The following is an 18747-nucleotide window of genomic DNA, read 5'->3' as shown; positions in this document are numbered from 1 at the left end:
CAATCACTCACAATCATTTTGCTTGGGTAAACTGCTCAAGGGTTTGCAGCAGCTCTTTCTCCCTAAAGGGTTTGGAGAAATAAGCAGACGCCCCCAGAGTCATCGCCAACTTTCGATGCTTATCCCCACTTCGCGATGTCAGCATCGCCACCGGAATCGACTTTAAGTTAGGCTTGGCCTTGACATGGGCCAAGAACCCATAGCCGTCCATCCGAGGCATTTCAATATCACAAACCACGGCCTGGATCGGTAGGCCCGATTCGAGTTTTTCTAAGGCATGTTGGCCATCTTTAGCCTGCTCAACGCGATATCCCGCCTTTTCTAGGGTCAAGGCTAGGAATCGGCGCACATTGACGGAATCATCTACCACCATCACCAACGCTTGTTGGGGGGCTGTATCCACGATTGGATCGTCAGATCCAGATAATGCATCGGCCAAAGCACTAGAGCTACCGGTGAAATCATTATTACGATCATTCATCCAGTTCAGTAGGCTCAGGGCATCAACCAGGGGAATAACTCGACCATCCCCCAAAATCGTACAGCCTGCAAAGCCTTCCGGCATGGCAATATTCCCCTCGGCCTGACGAATGGTGACTTCCTGTTCACTCCAGTAGCGATCCACCTGTAGGCCCACCAGCTCATTGCCATCTTCCACCATCAACACAGTAGGAGAGTTAATACTGGGGGTCTGTTCTGTATCGGGTAATTTCGCAATCCGGGGCAGTTTTAACCACTGATTGAGCCGGACCAACGGCACCATTTCTCCATCCCAATTCAGGACTTCGGCCCCGGCGCTATCTAGAACATCTTCAGAGTTCAAGAGCATCATCTCTTCGACGATATCTGTGGGGAAGGCCAACATCATATTAGCCACTTCAACGAGTAGCACCCGAATGACCGATAGGGTAAAGGGCACTGAAATCGTGAAGGTCGTGCCGACCCCTGTTTCTGTATCAACCGCAATCGAACCCCGAATTTTCTGTAAATTGGTGCGCACCACGTCCATACCAACGCCTCGGCCAGATAGGTCCGTCACGGCTGAAGCGGTACTAAATCCAGGTTCAAAAATCAAATCGAGTAAGTCGCTGGTGCTGGCATTCCGCAGATCTTCCGCATCTAACCCCATTTCCATCGCTCGATTTTTGATCTTATCGAGGTTAATGCCGCCCCCATCATCCTTGATGGTAATTTGAGTTTGGTTGCCTCGATAGGTAGCCCGAATTTCGATAACGCCTTTAGGCGATTTACCAGCGGCAACCCGTGCTTCAGGCTTTTCTATCCCATGGTCAAAGGAATTGCGAATTAAGTGAATCAGCGGATCATTCAGTGATTCCAAAATCGAGCGGTCTACCAGGGTTGACCCCCCAACAACCTTCAGCTCTACCTGCTTGCCAAATCGTAAGCTCAAATCCCGTAAGACTCGGGGGAAACGACTCAGCAATTCGGAGACCGGACGCATTCTCACCTGCGTCATACTGGTCTGAATCAGTTTTGAGGTTCGGGTCAGTCCTCGTGTGGTTTGTTCTGCATCCCCCAAACTGGTATTGATATCCCCAGTCACCTCTTGAATTTGGACCGCGGCCTCCATCAATTCCTGAGAGAGCAAGTGCATTTCACTGTAGCGGTCCATCTCCAGTAAATCAAAATCACTATCGAGATGAGGATTACTATAGCTAGTTGGGGCAGACGAGCCATTAGTTTGGCCGCCAACGCCAGCCGGAACAGCCATGGCAGGGGCCGCTTGGGCAGACACCTCCTGCACTGAAATTTTGTCGTAGGCTGCTCGCAATTGAGCATTGGATTGATCTAAGTTGTGGACTCGGTCTCGCAACAGTTCGGTCAGATCTCGCAACTGCTTTAATTGCATTTGCAGTCCGTTCCGTTCAATAATCAGTTCTCCAAATAGCTCATTGAGTTGATTAAGCTTACTCACGGGAACTCGAATGGTTGTATCTGCTGTCTCTGGAGCTGCAGCACCCGTCGCCATGGGTTTGGCAACCGTCCGAGTAGAGGTCCGTTTGCGAGCAGGTTTACGCTCAACCGGTTTGGGGGCTTCTACGGGGGCACTTACAGGCGGTTCAGGCGCAGCAGAATCAAGGGAGCTAATCAGGTCAACCGCTTCTGCCGCAAATGACTCAGACCACTCGACCTCTTCTGCTATTTCTTTCTGAGGTGTTGCGGTCTCACCTTCAGCAGGCAGCGCCATGTTGTCGGGGGCAAGCGCCTCAATTTCTTCGGCAATATCGGTCAAGTCCACATTGGCAAAAGCATCCAGATCTGCCGTGGGAGCTAGCTGTGGCTCTTCTTCCTGTTCTGGAACCGTCTCTTCTGGGGAAGCCGCTTCGAGGGGAGCAACCGCCTCTAAATCTTGAGCCTCTAAGGTTAGCTCCGCCCCTGCAAACAGATCAGTTTCTGCAACTGAAGCCACCTCCAAATCCTGAGGTTCTAAAGCTAAATCGGCTCCTGCAAATAGATCCGCTTCTGCAGTCGCTTCTAAATCTTGGGACTCTAAGGCTAAGTCAGCCCCAGCAAACAAGTCGGAGTCTGCTGAATCGGTCACGCCTAAATCCAGCGGTTCTAAAGATAAATCAAGGCCTGCAAATGGATCCGCTTCATCAGGCATTGGATCCGCGGATGCATCAGCCGGTTGAGGGATGGCATCTGCGATGTCTCCAAGGGAACTCAGATCCAAAGTCGCAGGAATGGCATCTTTTTGGCCCACCAAGACCATGGCTTGCGATCGCCGTAATTCTTGTAAGCCCACTTCAGCAATTTTGAGTTGCTGATCAGGATCATTGGTGGCTTTGAGGTATTGCATTGTCGACATGCACAACCCATGAAATGCTGCCATATCCAGCATTTCTCCTAATCCACCCAATTCCTCCAGGGTGGAATCAAATTCGGCAACAATAATACTCGCATCTTGGCTCGCAACTTGCTCTTCTAGCCGAGTCAAGCATTCTTCTACTTCAGACTCAAAGAGCACAATGCTCATATCTTCCCCCACCTCAGAGGAGAGCAGGGAGGCTTCGTCCTCGGGTTGGGGGTCACCCAGCAGATCATGGAGTTGTTCCATCACTGGGTTGGCCTGGGTTTCTAGCCACTGTTCGTCAACGTCATCTCCCTGTTGATTCAGGGTTGCGACCTGACGCATGAAATCCATGCCCGTTAGCAATAGGCTTTCGGTTTCGCCATCTACCTGGACTTTACCGATTTTAAGGACTTTGAAAAAATCTTCCAGACGGTGGGCCAAATGGCTCAGGTTGTGGAAGCCCATTAAGGCGGCTCCCCCCTTGACGGAGTGGGCAGCTCGCAAGACGCCGTCTATTTGTTGTCGATCAACCCCATTGCTGCCTATTCCCAGAAGGCCCGATTCAATTTGGTGGCAATGCTCAAAGGCCTCTTCCAGAAACTGAAGGCGAACTTCCTGTTCACTATCGTGGGACATGGTTTATCTCTCAGTACCAATGATTAACTCGGCAAATAGCCTGCACCCGATATCAAGATGGACTCAATCTTGTTGGGTGTTGTATAAAAATGGCGGGTCAAAGCTGGCTTAGGCATACCTAATTCTGCTTTGACCCATCGGTCGTCTAATTAGGCTTCGCTAATTTTGAAGGTACTCACGGAAGCTTGAAGCTGCTTGGCAATTTCCACCGTTTCTTGCAGTGATCCGGCCACTTGGCGAGAAGAATCGGAGGTGTTCTCAGACACCTTCGCCACGTTTTGAACCAGCTTAGACAGCATCTGGGCTTTCGCCGTCTGGGATGCAGTAGAACCCGAAATGGTTTGCACCAGGTCTGCAATCTGTTGGGACACAGACACAATCTGGCCCAGGCTTTGTTTGGTATCTTGAACCATGCGCGTACCTTCGACCACCTGGGTTGTACCCACTTCCATCGCGTTGACCACCTCAGCAGTTTCTAGCTGAATGGTCTCCACAATCTGCTCAATTTCCTTGGTGGCTGTTGCTGACTGAGACGCTAGGGCACCCACTTCTTCCGCAACCACCGCGAAGCCTCGACCTTCTTCTCCAGCTCGAGCTGCCTCAATACTGGCGTTAATCGCCAGCAAGTTGGTCTGCAACGCAATTTGGTTAATCAAAGAAACCGCTTTAGAAATCTGCTGAGACGATTCACCCAATCGTTTCACCTTCTTCGCCGTTTCAGCAACGGTTTCACGCAGCTGGTCAATACTGGCCACTGTTAGATCCATGGTGGCTCCACCATTCACCGCCGTTTCAGATGCTGTTTTGGCAATTTCGGCAGCCTGCTGAGCGTTATCTGCAACTTCTTGGGCGGCTTGGGTCAAGTCTTCCACGAATTGTAGAGATTGTTCCACCTGCTCGGCCTGGGAACTCGCATCGTCAGCCAGGTCCACAATGGAAGAACTGCTGGTCGACACCGACTCGTTCACCTGGGTCGCAGCAACCTGTACCTGGGCTACAATGTCTCTCAAGTTTTCAATAATGGAGTTAAAGAAGTCACCCACAATTCCGATTTCGCTGGCGTCCACGTTGGCTCGGACGGTTAGGTCTCCATCAGAAGCGGCTTCAACGTCGGTTAGCAGGGTCAGCAAATCAGATTGCAATTGCTCGTTCTGTTTCCGCTGTTGTTCTGCGGTTTCAGTCTGCCGGTCTAGTTCCTGCTGAGCGGCATATTCTTGCTCCAAAATCAGCGTCTGAATTTGCTCCGCCATTTGGTTAATATTGCCACCCAATTGGGCTAGTTCATCGTCGCCGGAGACTTGCACTCGAGCATCCAAGTCTCCCTGACCAATCGCATCCACCGCGTCTGCAGAATCGGTAATCGGACGGGTGGCTCGTTCTGCAACCAAAACCGCAATCGCACCAATCACAACAGCGGTGGCGGCGGAACCCAGGAGAATGGTCCATAGAAGCTGTTGCACTGAACTAAAAGCTTGCCCTTTGTCTGTTTCTAGAATGGTTTTCCAACCCAAAGTAGGCAACTCTTTTAGATAAGGGTTATCTGGGCGAATCGCTGAAAAGGGAACAAAACTCTCTAACTTATCGGATGTCAGCACGTGGTCTGACTGTTTCGAGTCTTTAACCGTTTTATACCAGGAGAACTCATCATTCGCTGAAATCGGCGTACCTGTTGCATTGGCTGCTGCGATTCTCTCTTTACCTGCATTAGATCCTGCAAAAAGCTGGCCATCTTTATCTATCAAATAGGCGTTTTCAAAACCCTCAACCCCGGTCAATAGGTTTTCTACATTGGACACTGGCATCCTGGCTCGAACGACGCCAATGGGCTTACCTGTTTTTTGATCGCGAACGACATTGACGGTGTAAATGGAGTAAATCTTAGAAGATTTAGATAACAGCGGTTGGCTAATATAGGGTTTCCCGCTCTTTACGGCTGCTTGGAAATAGCTACGACTGCTGTGATTACTCAGCGCTTTACCGGAGGACTGGGCAATCACATCCCCTTTCATATCAAAGAAGGCAATGCTGTTATAGACACCGTAGGTTTTAATAAATCGATCCAAAGCGGCTTGTTTGATCTGCTTTGATGAGGATGCACGGAGCGCTGGATCGGTGAAGATATCCAAATTGGACATAATTTGAATATCGCCATATCGATCTCGCATGTAGGTTGCGACTTTGGCTGAAATCTTACCTGCCAAATCTTCCCTGTTCTCAATAATTTGTTGGGTGGTCGATTGACTACCAAAGAAATAAGCTGCAGTACCAACCACAGCCACAGGAGCAACCCCAATGAGTACCGAAAGTGTGGTGGCTTTCGCTTTAAGGCTCATCCGCTGCCATAGGGGTTTAACCGTCGCTGCTTCCGGCACGGGTTCAGCGCTAGGGGCGGGGTTGGCTTGAATAGCTGCAACTGCTTTAGACCCGTCTGAGACAGGACTTGGGGGGTAAGCATCGTTAAAGCTAGCAGACATTTGCTCTAGATCCAGGGGGACAATATTTTTGTCACCATGGCCATTATTGGTGGCTGTATCATCTGCATGATCTTTCATATGCATGGGGAATTGTGCCTCTCTGAATACGGATAATGATGTTTGGAAGACTCAAGGTTCCATGAACCTTAGAAGAAATAAAATTGCTGTGGTGTTTGCTCCAGGGGGAGATCCAAGATCAACTCGTTTTAGTTCGTTTTGACATAAAGAATTTCCAATGTTTCAAAACTTCTCCCCATGGTGGTATTAACGCTGCAATACAGATGCGTTCACGATTGCGTCAGGATCCAGAACCAATAGAATTTCTTTCTCTTCTGGCAAACACCCCCGTAAATAGGGCGCAATATTGGGGGCAACCGTACCAATAGGGGACTGAATGGTATCTGTGGGAAACCGCGTTACACCTTGGATAATGGGTACAGCTAACCCTAGGGGCACCTGACCCACCTGGAGAATGGCAACGTTATATTGTCTGGCATTGGTCATTAAACCTGAATAACCCAACATGATGGACAGGTCCACCACCCAAAACACCCGACTTCGCTGGTTCAAAAGACCCAGGACACAAGTGGGCATATTGGGAATGGGCGAAATTTGCTCAACAGGTACCACAATGACTTCGCGTGCTGCCTCCATGGGTAGTGCAACGGGCACACTATCACTCAGCCGCAACTTGAGATAAGGATCACCTAATCCTTCTTGTAACGGCGAGGCTTGGAGGTCTAAGGTGGGCAGTTTCATTGCTTAAACAACAGATTGAACAGCTTGGAGCAAATCTTCGCGGGTGAAGGGCTTAGTAACGTAAGCATCTGCCCCTTGTTTTTTACCCCAGAGCTTGTCTAAGTCTTGATTCTTAGAGGTGCAAATCACGACGGGTAATTGTTGAGTTGCTTCATTCTTTTTCAAGCTACGACAGAGCTCGAATCCACTCATGCCGGGCATCACCACATCAGTTACCACAAGATCGGGCTTTTGAGATTCTGCTTTGGCTAAGGCATCCTTCGCATCAGTTGTGCTGATGACGGTATAACCGCCTTCTCGTAAATAACTACAAATTAGTTCTAGTTCGGCTGGACCGTCATCCACTACTAAAACAGTTCTCATTTGTTATTGCTCCTAAAACTAATCAAAGTAAGCTCGTAAACATGGCCTTATCTGATACCTTCAGAGTGCCCCTTTCCCAGAAAAATACATCTGTAGGTATCGATCAGGTCAAGTGGCGAAAGACCATTTTTTGTAAATCAGCTTGGGTAAATGGTTTAGTTAAATAGTCCGTAGCTCCAGCAACTTTGGCTTTGGCTCGGTCGATTAACCCAGTGTTTCCTGTGACCATCACTACCGGAATTTTCTTGAATTGAGAATTCTTGCGGATCAGGCGACAAAGCTCATAACCATCCACCCACGGCATACCGACATCTAACAAAATCAAATCCGGCTTAGCTCGCATAATTTGGATTAAGGCTTTAACTGGATCGCTGATCATGACGACCGAAACGTTTTGATCTTGCAGATATCGATTGATGGTGTTGAGAATGGCGGGGCTATCATCCACACAGGCAATGGTGTAACTCTTCTGGCCAATTTCGCTGGAACCAATACTTCCTAATGCAGCATCACTATCGGACTGGGCTCCGCTTGCCTGGGAAGTGCTGTTAACAGCTCCGACGGCCAATCGAGGTAACTGATTAAAGGGAGGCTGTGGATCTTGCAGCAAGATCACTTTGTCTACAATCAAAGAATTGAGGTTTTGAGCCAGTTGGAGTTCATCGAGGTTGAGCAGCACTCCAAGATGGCGAAAGCTAAATCCTCGCAGAATCTTCTGTAACTGCTGGACCTTGCTGGGGGATAATTTGGCAGCGCCCGGACTTTGCTCTGCAAAGTAGAGCCGCTGATGGGGCGACCAAACCATGGGACCTAAAGCCTGCCAGGCATTCAAACGTTTCTGGCATTTTTGCACTAAGGGGGGGATGGTTTGCTTGGCATATACAGGCAGGTGAGCCGATTTGGGTAAGAACTTAAAGGTCCCTTCGGACACCAACAGGTAGGATTCTAGAATTTCGATGACAATGCCTTCTACCAAGGTTGCCGCTTCGGCAGGCTTTAGCTGGTTGGTTCTCACTAACCAAGAAATGGCTTGATAATCCGGGCAGATTTGATCGGAAGAGTCGTCGTTGAAGTTAATTCTGACTTGAGTCCGCACCTCGCTATTGAGGGAAGGAACCTGGCGACTGAGTCGTCGCAAATGGTTATCCAATAAGTCCAAGGGGTCAGCTGAGTAAGTTGCATAAACTAACTGGCTTTCTTCCAAATAAAAAAACCAATTGATAGCGCCGTTAGAAACGACTAAGCAACCATCTTTTTTGGCATTAGCGTGCTGGCTGAGCAAGTCCGCTACGTTCAGCTTATTTGAGATTTTGCCACTCATAGTTGCTGCCATGGGTATTGTTTTTCCTTCTCAACACACAACGGTTTGGTGAACTCTGCATCACTGATACAGAGGAAATTAGGTCATTAAGTGGGAGTTATTCAGTGGAGAGAATGCTAAGAAAAGTGTAGAAATCTACGTTAACTAAGATATGGATATGACACATTAAGTAATAATCGGTTATTTCTGTTCATGCTTGAAGAAATCTCAACTTGAATGATCAGAGTTCCCTTATTATTCAGAGTGAGTAGAAGATCTTATCGTACTCTTCTCTTGGCTCTCTATGGGTCACGTTACTTGTAACTATCTCTATCCTTTGTCTGCTTTCAGTTATCCCTGCGATCAACTCTACAAACTTTATTTTTCCACTTAGGTTAACGGTCTGACTAAAGATCGTTACTATTTATAGTTCCCCGCGTGGGTCTTAACGGATCACCGTAAAATTAACTAGAAATATTTATTTGTGGTTGCAAAGTATATATAAATTTAAAAGGCTCATGGCAATTTTGCCATGAGCCTTTTAGTCTGTAAAAAATTGTTCTCTTATTTTTATCTGTCAAGATAAAATAATGAAGGGATTGAGCCCGAATAGTTGGCAAGAATTGGAGCCCGACCAAACAGCAACCACAATTCAAGGGAATAGAGAGAAATAGACTTAACCGTCCAACTCAAGATCCGTCATGGAGTCAGCCAATTCCTCTAGGGCCATTCTGGCAATATGCATCTCTGCTTCGACTTCTTCTTGGGGAAGAAGGGGAGTCGTCACCCGTGTAGGCTGCTGAGCGACCACTTTTAAGGATTGATGGACAGCAGCCCGGAGGCGTTGACCAAATTGTTGTTGCCCTCGCTGTTTTTGCCGGTAGACCCCTTCTTGGCTAGATGCATAAAGGGGAGGCAACCGATTGAGAGCGTAGGATACGACATCAATGCGGTTTAGAGCTTTGGCGGTTTCAGGTTTAAAGTTGCGAGTCTGTCTGTCGATTTCTTCTTCGACCAGCTCTTCCATCACGTTCTTATAGACCTGGGCTTTGTAGAATGCTTTTAACATGTGTTTAGACTAGTGTCCCTGCCTCATAAAACTAGTGTTCCCCATATTTTTTCAAATTTAGTATGGGGTAGCCTCCGAATATTCTCGGTTAATCGTGACTTTGTTCAAATGCACATGCTTTTATCTTGATTCGTCACTGTTTCAGTTTTATACGTATTTTCCCCCAAAAGTATAAATTTAATCTAAGAAAGTTCATGCTCTGCCTACATTTTCTTAACCCGAGAACAAATTCATGCTTATAAATACGGTTGAAATATTGAGATTGAAAGCTTCATATCCCTAGGGCTCTTCAATGACCGAAAAAGATCTACGTGCGAAAGACGATGCTGGCTATATCCATGACTGAGCAGAATTTAGCTAACTCAACAAATGCATAGGAATATGCATTTACTACATCCACAATTTACGGGTGACTCTCGCCCTTGATGTCACGGATAACGGCGGAGTTGAGACCTTCTTTGATCTAAAAACTTGAAGGTTTACGGGCTATTCTTCTCCTAGAGGTTGGTGAAATATAGGTTTAGCTAAGACACTCAATTGTCACACCTGGCGGGCCAATGTTTGAGGATAAAGTCTGACGTAGACAACTTTTTCTGATGGGTCCGGTCTTCAATACCCATCACCATAAGACCCACTCTCCCCAGACTGACCGGTTGATTTCTTTGACGTCATCGGTAGAAATGATGTCAGAATAAAGACCGACCTCATCTGTATTACCCCAATCATGAGCCAAATTCATTCCCATACTGGCGCTGGTATTCCCTTGACTGGCAACGATATCGATACGGATCGGATTATTCCTGCCCGATTCTTGCGATGCGTTACCTTTGACAGCCTGGGACAACAGGTATTTGCAGATGATCGCCAGCAAACGGGAGGCCAGCATCCGTTTGATTTACCCCAATTCCAAGGGGCAACGGTATTAGTTGTTAATGGTAATTTCGGCTGTGGCTCGTCTAGGGAACATGCCCCCCAAGCGATTTCAAAATGGGGGATTCAGGCGATTATTGGCGAGAGTTTTGCCGAAATCTTTTTTGGGAATTGTGTGGCAATTGGTATTCCCTGCGTTACGGCTGCTGCTGATGTGGTGCAGCAACTGCAATCCCATCTGACTGAGCATCCTGGGACGTCGGTGCAAATTAATTTAGACCAAATGACTGTAGCCTGGGGGGATGTGTCCCATCCCATCCATATGGGCGAAGGCCCTCGACAGATGATGCTGTCGGGTACCTGGGATGCCTGTGGTCAATTGTTGGGGCAGGTCAAACAAATTGAAGCAACGACAGAACGGCTCCCTTATTTGGCTTGGAGTTGAGGTTGCGATCGCACCATGGTTTCCAGGTTTTGCCAATCTTTAGCGTGAATGATCCACGGAGACAGTCTCACTTTCTTCAAGGCGTCTCCTTGCTGAACATACAGTTGCCGCCCCTGGAACTGCAAATCGCTAAAGGTTTCAAGGGAATAGGATCTAACCTCTCTTCCTAACATGTTGTACAACACCACGTGGTCCGGATGAATGGCCGCAATGGGTTTGGTGAAATAGCCGAAACCAATGTAACCAATGAGACATCCTAAGATCAGGGGGAATTGAAACTCGCCTAAAAATAAAAGCCACATCCCCAAACCGACGTTCAGCCCCCCTAACAACATAAAGACCACTGCAACCTCTCTTTTATATCGGAGAATGCAGGGGAGTTGAGGAAGAGACTGATCGGTACTCATGGCCGGACGCTAGTGAAAGGGGTCATGTCTATGATTACCATATTGAAATTTGTCTGCAGTGACGACCATAGGGGCTATGAGGGGATCTGGCTTAGGATGCATGGACGGCTGACCGCGCTGGTAGACAGGCTTTGCAGATTGCTTCAATATGCCGATGGTCGGTGCCACAACATCCACCGAGGACATTTAGGTTGGGCAAAGCATCACTTAAATTTAAATATTGCTGACCCAGCTCTTGGGGATTGCCATCATCCAAATCGACCGCTTCATCCAGTTCTGCATGACTTTTGGTGGAGGCATTGGCCCGGAGTCCATGAATGCGGGTTAACCAAGGTTCGTTGGTTGCGAATATCTGCTCGAAATGGGACGGATGGGCACAGTTAATCATGTAATAAATTGGCCCATTGCCCGTGGCCGCATCAACTTGTGCGATCGCATCTTTTAATCCCTGCCCTGTCGGTAGCTTGCCGTCGGTTTCCACAGTGAAGGAGATGACCACAGGCATACCGACTAGGTGGGCCGCCCGAGTAATGCCAATGGCTTCCTCGGTATAGGTCATGGTGACGGCACTGACCATATCGGCTTCGGCCTCTTTAAACGCTTCAATTTGGGGCAGATGATACACCTGAGCTTCGGCAGGAGTCATGGCCGTATCGACCTGATACCCGTCTCCCCGAGGGCCGATACAGCCACTAATGACCATGCGGCTAGCTTCGGTTTCGTATTGCTGGCGAATGGTATGGAGAAGTGCGATCGCATTTCGATTCACAGCGGCCAACTCGGCTGCATCATACCCGAGCTTGGTTCCCCAGTCTGGATTAGCCCGCCAGGTCGCACTTTCTAGGATCAGGCCCACTTCATAGGTCTGAGCGAGCTGAGCATAAGTTTGAAAGTACTCGTAAAGGGCTTCATAACCTTGGTTATCTTTCAATAAATCGAAGGCAGCAAAGTCAGGTAAATCGATGCCTTCATGAAAGATCAGAGTGGTTTCCAGCCCTCCATCCGTCAAAAAAACGTCGCTCGATAATTGGGGTAAATTTTGTCGATATTGAGGCATGGGCTGCTCCCCTGTTAGATGCATATACCTTTCAGGGTGTGGGATTTCAACAAACAGAACAATGATCACTATCACCCCAGATCCTAGTCCCAATCACAGCCCCTGCCCCTGATCTCACTGCCATTGATCTTTCTGCCGCTGCCGCATAGATTTAGTGATCTTTTTCCAGCGAGCTTTGGTGTTAATCTGTGCTTTGTGATTTTGCTTGCGGTGCAGGTAGGCTTCTTCCTTACGGAGTTTTTGGTAGCTTTGCAAGCGCTGAGCCTCTAGCTGACCACTCGCTAAAGCCGCCTGCACGGCGCAGCCCGGTTCGTTCTGATGTTGACAATCTCGAAACCGACAGTGTTCTGCTAGGGCTTCAATCTCATTAAACGTAGTGGAAACCCCCGTTTGCGCTGTCCACAGCTGGAGTTCTCTCAATCCCGGAGTATCAATTAAGATGGCCCCGGAGGGTAAGCAGATCAGCTGACGGCTGGTGGTGGTATGGCGTCCACGGCTATCATCTGCCCGCACTGCTTGCACCGCCTGGAGGGGTTCCCCCATGAGTTGATTGGTTAACGTGGATTTCCCCACCCCAGATGAACCCACTAGGGCAACGGTTTGTCCCGGCTGCAGCCAAGGGCTTAATTCATCCAGCCCTTGATCATGCAAAGCACTGATTTGAACCATGGGAATGCCCAGGGCAATAGTTTCTAAGTCAAGGAGACGCTGTTCAATCTGCTCACCAATATCGACCTTATTTAAGACAATGATCGGTCGAGCACCGCTCTCCCAAATCATCACCAGGTAGCGCTCAATCCGCCGCACATTAAAGTCATGGTCTAATCCACAGACCAGAAAAACGCTATCCAGGTTGGCTGCAATTAGTTGAACCTCCGTCGTCCCTCCGGCCACCTTACGGGAAAATAAGGTACGCCGAGGCAACAGATGCTGAATTGTAGCAGTTTGGGCTGAAGCAGCAATAACCACCCAGTCTCCGACGCAGGGCAGATCTTCTGCGCTCTGGACTTGATAGCGAAACTTACCGCTGATTTCAGCTGCAAATTCTCCTGATTCGGTATAAAGGGTGTAAAGCTGCTTATGTTGACGGATGACTCGACCCACCTGGAATTGTTGGGCTGCAAACGGAGCAAAGCTGAGAGCAAGATCGTCGCTCCAGCCCAGTAAATCTAAATTCATGGGAATGCCTTAAGTGTCTATAGGGGTAAGCCAGACACCTAGAGGCGCAAAATCTTATCTACCACCATATTTCAAGTGGACTATGGAAGGTAACAAATGCCTCTAAGGGTCAAGCCAGATCAGTTGTAGAGATAAAATCAATGACCGACATAGGTGCACCTCCGTTGATGAAGTGAGGGATATTTCTACAGTAATCGTTTTGAACAAAAGTGACCATTGTAATTTCAGTCTGCAAACCGTTCAACAGATAACTGGAACCCAGGTAAAACATCTTCTCCAGAAAGGTTTGTGGGTAAGGATCTAACTTCAGCAGAGTGACTTTGGCGATAAATTTCCACCTGCTGCTCTTGCGGGTTAAACAGCCATCCTAACTGGACCCCGCAGGCGAGATATTCCTCCATTTTTTCCCTTAAGGGAGCAATAGCATCTGTGCGCGATCTCAATTCAAAGACAAAATCTGGGGCGATCGGTGGAAACTTTTGCTGTTGCTCAAGGGTGAGAGCATGCCATCGGTCTTGTTGAACCCAGGCGGCATCGGGTGAACGGTCTCCACCACCAGGGAGCTTAAAAATGGTGGAAGAGCTAAACACTTTGCCGAGCTGAGTTTGACGATTCCAAATCCCTAGATCAATACCGAACTCTAGTTCACGATTACCACTTTCGCCGCCGACGGGGGGCATGAGTAAAAGTCTCCCTGCTTTCGTCCGTTCTACTCTCAGGTCGCGATTCGCGATACAAAACTGATAAAACTGCTCATCACTAAGGTGAACCGTTTCAACATTGAGAATAAGGGGTTCAGATAACATCTATAAAATCACTTCCGTTGACAGAAAGAGATAAGGAGCTGACTCTTTTTCTATTCTAGGAGTTGTGATGTAGTCTCTGGCTTTTGTTAATTCTGATTGTCTCTGGAAAACAGCACGTTATTCTAAATGGGAGATCTAACTTGCTTACCCTAGAGCGAAATCATGGTTGCCTCCCCAGAACAAATCCATCTCTCTCCAGAGGAATATCTCTCTTACGAGGAAGCCAGTCCCATTAAGCATGAGTACCGGGATGGTGCAGTCTATGCTATGGCAGGTGCTTCAGATGCCCACGTCACCATTGCAGGTAATCTCTTTGCCATCTTACGCAATCATCTACGAGGGTCTGGATGCCGAGTTTATATCTCGGATATGAAAGCTCGCATCAACGCAAATAACCGATTTTTCTATCCTGATGTCATGGTGACTTGTGACAACCGAGATCAGGAAACGGCAACCTACAAGCAATTTCCTTGCCTGATTGTAGAAGTTCTCTCAGCCTCAACAGAAGCCTATGACCGGGGAGATAAGTTCGCTGATTATCAGACCCTAGAGAGTTTGCAGGAATATGTACTAATCAACCCTAGACGACAGCGAATCGAATGCTTTCGACGGAGTGAAGGTAGATGGGTTTTGGAGACTTACACTGCTACCAGTGAAACCTTTACGCTGAGTAGCGTTAACTACGAAGGCGAAATGGCGGCGATCTACGAAGATGTCATCTTTGACCCACCCATGGTTGAACCACCGGATCGCTAAGCTAGTCGGTTCCGCCGAAACCCCTCTTCAACGATGAGGGACTGAGTCATGAAGATTTTCAAGTTCTGTGGTGTTGGGGATTGCTGCGTCATATGATAGATAGCCTGTGCGCTTTTGATCGAAACCATCATGACTCAGTCCTATCGAATTACGCTGTTGCCAGGAGACGGTATTGGTCCTGAAATTATGGCCGTGGCCGTTGATGTGCTCAAGGTTGTAGGGCAACAGCAAAATTTGACCTTTGAATTTAATGAGGCATTGATTGGAGGAGCGGCCATAGATGCGGTGGAGAACCCGCTACCCAAACAAACCTTAGATGCCTGTAAGCAGAGTGATGCCGTGCTTCTGGCTGCAATTGGGGGCTATAAATGGGACACAATGCCCCGCCATCTCCGTCCTGAAACTGGACTTTTGGGATTACGGGCAGGACTAGAACTCTTTGCTAACCTGAGACCCGCGCAAATTTTGCCCCAACTGATTGATGCGTCCAGTCTGAAGCCAGAGGTGGTTGAGGGCGTAGACATTATGGTGGTGCGGGAGCTAACGGGCGGCGTCTATTTCGGCTCACCCAAAGGGGTGTTTAGCACCGAAACGGGGGAACAACGCGGCGTCAATACGATGGCCTATACCGTGGCTGAGATTGATCGGATTGGTCGAGTCGCCTTTGAAACGGCCCAAAAACGGGGTGGAAAGCTCTGTTCGGTGGATAAAGCCAATGTATTAGAAGTGTCGCAACTGTGGCGCGATCGCATCACCGATCTCTCCTCTGAATATCCTGATGTAGAACTCTCTCATCTGTATGTAGATAACGCAGCTATGCAGCTGGTCCGCTGGCCTAAACAGTTTGACACTATCGTGACCAGTAATCTATTTGGCGATATTCTCTCGGATATTGCCGCGATGCTCACGGGCAGTATTGGCATGTTGCCCTCGGCCAGTTTAGGGGCAGATGGCCCAGGGGTATTTGAACCTGTTCATGGCTCTGCCCCGGATATTGCGGGTCAGGATAAGGCAAATCCTTTGGCCCAAGTGCTGAGTGTGGCGATGATGTTGCGCTATGGATTGGATCAGCCAGCAGCGGCGGATAAAGTTGAATCTGCTGTGCTGACTTTGTTGGCTCAGGGCTATCGGACAGGTGATATTCAATCTCCAGGTACAACCGTTCTGGGCTGTAAGGCGATAGGGGAAACCCTGATTCAGATACTGAACCAGGGCTGACGGGGAATATAAACACTTAGATCAAGAGAGCAGTCGGACTGCGGAGGTAAAACCCTTTAATTTAGGGCTTCAGCACCACCAACCACCTCAAGCAGTTCTTGCGTAATCGCTGCTTGTCGCGCCTTGTTATAGGACAAGGTCAGCGTTCCAATCAGTTCAGACGCATTATCACTGGCATTGTTCATCGCAGTCATTCGAGCAGCCAATTCACTGGCGGCTGATTCTTGCAATGCCCGTAGTAGCTGATTGTTTAAATACAGCGGCAACAAAGCATCCAGAATCTGAATGGGATTTTGCTCGAAGATCATGTCAGACGGCATTTCCTGGGGAGTTCCCCGCTCCATGCGCTCACGTTCCACCTGAAACTGCCCACCCCGGGTGGTCAATCGGAAGACTTCATCTTCTTCAGCAACGACCAACGCATCTGGATCGAGAGGCAGTAAGGTCTGGACCACAGGTCGAGAATTCACCAGGGAGATAAACCGGGTGTAAATCAACTCAACGTGATCTACTTCTTCTGATAGATAGAGGGACAAGAGTTCATCAGCAATTTCAGAAGCTTCTTGAGCCGTCGGGATTTGCTCCAGGCCACCGTAGGTGGCTTCGATAGGCTGATCTCGGCGTTGGAAATACTGAATCGCTTTCCGACCCACGAGGACGAATGTATAGTCAATCCCTTTGGCTTTTAGCTCATTGGATCGCTCTTCTGCTCGCTTAATCACACTGCTGTTATAAGCACCACAGAGACCGCGATCGCCTGTGACTACTAAGAGACAGACTTTACGCAAAGCCCGTTCTTGCAGCAGGGGTAACTCCACTTCTTCGAACTTGAGTCGAGCCTGCAAACCATAGAGCACTTGAGCAAGACGATCCGCAAAGGGACGGGTTGCTGTGACCTGCTCTTGGGCACGCCGGACCTTGGCGGCGGCCACTAGCCGCATCGCCTCGGTAATTTTTTTAGTATTCTTGACCGTTGAAATACGATCACGAATCGATTTGAGGTTTGGCATAATTCCCTCCTAGACCGCAGCCATAAAAGATTTCTTAAAGTCAGCAATGGCTGTTTTGAGAATTCCTTCGGCCTCGTCACCCATTTTCTTCTCGCTGCGGACCAGCTCGCCATACTTCGCATGGTTAGCTTTCAGGTCATCCCGCATACCTTGAACGAACTCCGTCACTTTATCAGTAGGAACATCATCCAGATAGCCATTGGTACCGGCATAAATGACTGCAACCATCTCTTCTACTGGTAATGGAGAATATTGAGGCTGCTTCAGAATTTCCCGCAGACGAGCACCCCGAGCCAACTGATTCTGGGTAGCTTGGTCTAGGTCAGAGGCAAACTGAGCGAATGCTTCTAGTTCAGCAAACTGAGCCAATTCCAGCTTTAGCTTACCGGCGACCTGCTTCATGGCTTTGATTTGAGCGGCAGATCCCACTCGGGACACGGAAATACCGGCGTTAATGGCAGGACGTAAGCCAGCGTTGAACAAGTCAGAAGACAAGAAAATCTGACCGTCGGTAATGGAAATAACATTGGTAGGAATATAGGCCGACACGTCACCCGCTTGAGTTTCCACAATCGGTAGGGCGGTCATACTCCCTTCACCCAATTCGGGACTGAGCTTGGCTGCCCGCTCCAACAAGCGAGAGTGGAGATAGAACACATCACCAGGATAAGCCTCACGTCCGGGTGGACGACGGAGAAGTAGAGACATCTGACGATAGGCCTGAGCTTGCTTGGAAAGGTCATCGTAGATCACCAAGGTGTGCTTGCCGTTGTACATAAAGTACTCAGCAATGGCAGCACCGGTATAAGGAGCCAAATATTGTAGCGTTGCAGGGTCGTTGGCGTTGGCAGCCACCACAACGGTGTAGTCAAGGGCACCCCGCTCTCTTAAGACTTCAACCACTTGAGCCACGGTAGAGGCTTTCTGACCGATGGCGACGTAGACACAAATCACATCTTCAGACTTTTGGTTGAGGATGGTGTCAATGGCAACGGCGGTCTTACCGGTTTGACGGTCACCAATAATCAACTCACGCTGACCTCGGCCAATGGGCACCATGGAGTCAATCGCAGTGATACCCGTTTGCATGGGCTCATACACAGATTTCCGCTCAATAATGCCAGGAGCGGGGGACTCAATCAGGCGAGTTTCAGAAGTGTTGATGTCGCCTTTACCATCGATAGGGCGAGCGAGAGCATCTAGAACGCGACCAATCAGAGCATCACCCACGGGAATCTGGGCGATTTTGCCCGTGGAGCGCACCGTGCTGCCTTCCTGCAGGTCACGACCGTCTCCCATGAGCACCGCACCCACATTGTCTTCTTCCAGGTTTAGGGCGATACCGACAGTACCGTCCTCAAAGTCTAGAAGTTCCCCGGCCATGGCTTGTTCTAGGCCATAAACACGGGCGATACCGTCACCCACCTGGAGGACGGTGCCAACATTGTCAACTTTGACTTGCTGGTCGTATTGTTCAATCTGTTGGCGAATAATATTGCTAATTTCGTCGGGTCTGATGCTTACCATGGGACTTGCTCTGATTTGTGATGTGGGTAAAGGTCAAACAACTTAAGCGGCAATTA

Annotated in this window: 15 protein-coding genes; 3 read left to right on the top strand and 12 right to left on the bottom strand. The window is 48.7% G+C overall.

The features are described from left to right. Positions 1 to 13: 13 nt before the first annotated feature. The 6 genes from AM1_RS04050 to AM1_RS04025 all read right to left on the bottom strand — a co-directional run bounded on the left by AM1_RS04050 (position 14) and on the right by AM1_RS04025 (position 9416). Complete coding sequence (locus tag AM1_RS04050; protein ID WP_012161522.1) at positions 14 to 3451, bottom strand: response regulator; 3438 nt, start codon at positions 3449 to 3451, stop codon at positions 14 to 16. 149 nt (positions 3452 to 3600) lie between these two features. Beyond that, positions 3601 to 6009 (bottom strand): methyl-accepting chemotaxis protein, encoded by a 2409-nt coding sequence (locus tag AM1_RS04045; RefSeq protein WP_041659045.1) that lies wholly within the window; start codon positions 6007 to 6009, stop codon positions 3601 to 3603. A 180-nt stretch (positions 6010 to 6189) separates the two neighbouring features. Next, on the bottom strand, positions 6190 to 6684 hold the full coding sequence (locus AM1_RS04040) for a chemotaxis protein CheW (RefSeq protein ID WP_012161519.1): 495 nt from the start codon (positions 6682 to 6684) through the stop codon (positions 6190 to 6192). 3 nt (positions 6685 to 6687) lie between these two features. After that, the gene (locus AM1_RS04035) at positions 6688 to 7047 is read right to left on the bottom strand and encodes a response regulator (protein WP_010474437.1); all 360 of its coding nucleotides are present in this window, start codon (positions 7045 to 7047) and stop codon (positions 6688 to 6690) included. 103 nt (positions 7048 to 7150) lie between these two features. After that, positions 7151 to 8380, bottom strand: coding sequence for a response regulator (locus AM1_RS04030; RefSeq protein WP_012161518.1), 1230 nt, complete (start codon positions 8378 to 8380; stop codon positions 7151 to 7153). 643 nt (positions 8381 to 9023) lie between these two features. Beyond that, the gene (locus tag AM1_RS04025; protein WP_010474433.1) at positions 9024 to 9416 is read right to left on the bottom strand and encodes a late competence development ComFB family protein; all 393 of its coding nucleotides are present in this window, start codon (positions 9414 to 9416) and stop codon (positions 9024 to 9026) included. 724 nt (positions 9417 to 10140) lie between these two features. Here AM1_RS04025 and leuD point away from each other — a divergent pair. Next, on the top strand, positions 10141 to 10731 hold the full coding sequence (gene leuD, locus AM1_RS04020; RefSeq protein WP_012161516.1) for a 3-isopropylmalate dehydratase small subunit: 591 nt from the start codon (positions 10141 to 10143) through the stop codon (positions 10729 to 10731). On the opposite strand, the gene AM1_RS04015 is transcribed toward leuD, so the two are convergent. The 4 genes from AM1_RS04015 to AM1_RS04000 all read right to left on the bottom strand — a co-directional run bounded on the left by AM1_RS04015 (position 10713) and on the right by AM1_RS04000 (position 14180). Continuing rightward, entirely contained in the window at positions 10713 to 11138 is a 426-nt protein-coding gene (locus AM1_RS04015; RefSeq protein ID WP_012161515.1) for a hypothetical protein, read from the bottom strand. The genes leuD and AM1_RS04015 overlap by 19 nt on opposite strands. Before the next feature lie 91 nt (positions 11139 to 11229). Further along, a complete protein-coding gene (locus AM1_RS04010; protein WP_012161514.1) occupies positions 11230 to 12195 on the bottom strand; it encodes a homocysteine S-methyltransferase family protein in 966 nt (321 codons plus the stop codon). A gap of 114 nt (positions 12196 to 12309) precedes the next feature. Continuing rightward, positions 12310 to 13374, bottom strand: coding sequence for a ribosome small subunit-dependent GTPase A (gene rsgA / locus AM1_RS04005; RefSeq protein WP_012161513.1), 1065 nt, complete (start codon positions 13372 to 13374; stop codon positions 12310 to 12312). Between the two features lie 224 nt (positions 13375 to 13598). Beyond that, positions 13599 to 14180: a Uma2 family endonuclease gene (locus AM1_RS04000; protein ID WP_012161512.1), complete on the bottom strand. Its 582-nt coding sequence runs from the start codon at positions 14178 to 14180 to the stop codon at positions 13599 to 13601. A 162-nt stretch (positions 14181 to 14342) separates the two neighbouring features. Between AM1_RS04000 and AM1_RS03995 the strand changes: the two genes are divergently transcribed. Beyond that, positions 14343 to 14936: a Uma2 family endonuclease gene (locus AM1_RS03995; RefSeq protein ID WP_012161511.1), complete on the top strand. Its 594-nt coding sequence runs from the start codon at positions 14343 to 14345 to the stop codon at positions 14934 to 14936. Between the two features lie 129 nt (positions 14937 to 15065). After that, the gene (leuB, locus tag AM1_RS03990; RefSeq protein ID WP_012161509.1) at positions 15066 to 16154 is read left to right on the top strand and encodes a 3-isopropylmalate dehydrogenase; all 1089 of its coding nucleotides are present in this window, start codon (positions 15066 to 15068) and stop codon (positions 16152 to 16154) included. 56 nt (positions 16155 to 16210) lie between these two features. Here the strand turns inward: leuB and AM1_RS03985 are convergent, their stop codons facing one another. Further along, entirely contained in the window at positions 16211 to 17164 is a 954-nt protein-coding gene (locus tag AM1_RS03985; protein WP_010468100.1) for a F0F1 ATP synthase subunit gamma, read from the bottom strand. Between the two features lie 9 nt (positions 17165 to 17173). Further along, positions 17174 to 18691, bottom strand: coding sequence for a F0F1 ATP synthase subunit alpha (gene atpA, locus AM1_RS03980; protein ID WP_012161508.1), 1518 nt, complete (start codon positions 18689 to 18691; stop codon positions 17174 to 17176). Positions 18692 to 18747 lie beyond the last annotated feature (56 nt).

The organism is Acaryochloris marina MBIC11017 (genome assembly GCF_000018105.1).
GTDB lineage: Bacteria > Cyanobacteriota > Cyanobacteriia > Thermosynechococcales > Thermosynechococcaceae > Acaryochloris > Acaryochloris marina.
This window is presented reverse-complemented; position numbering and strand designations above follow the sequence as displayed.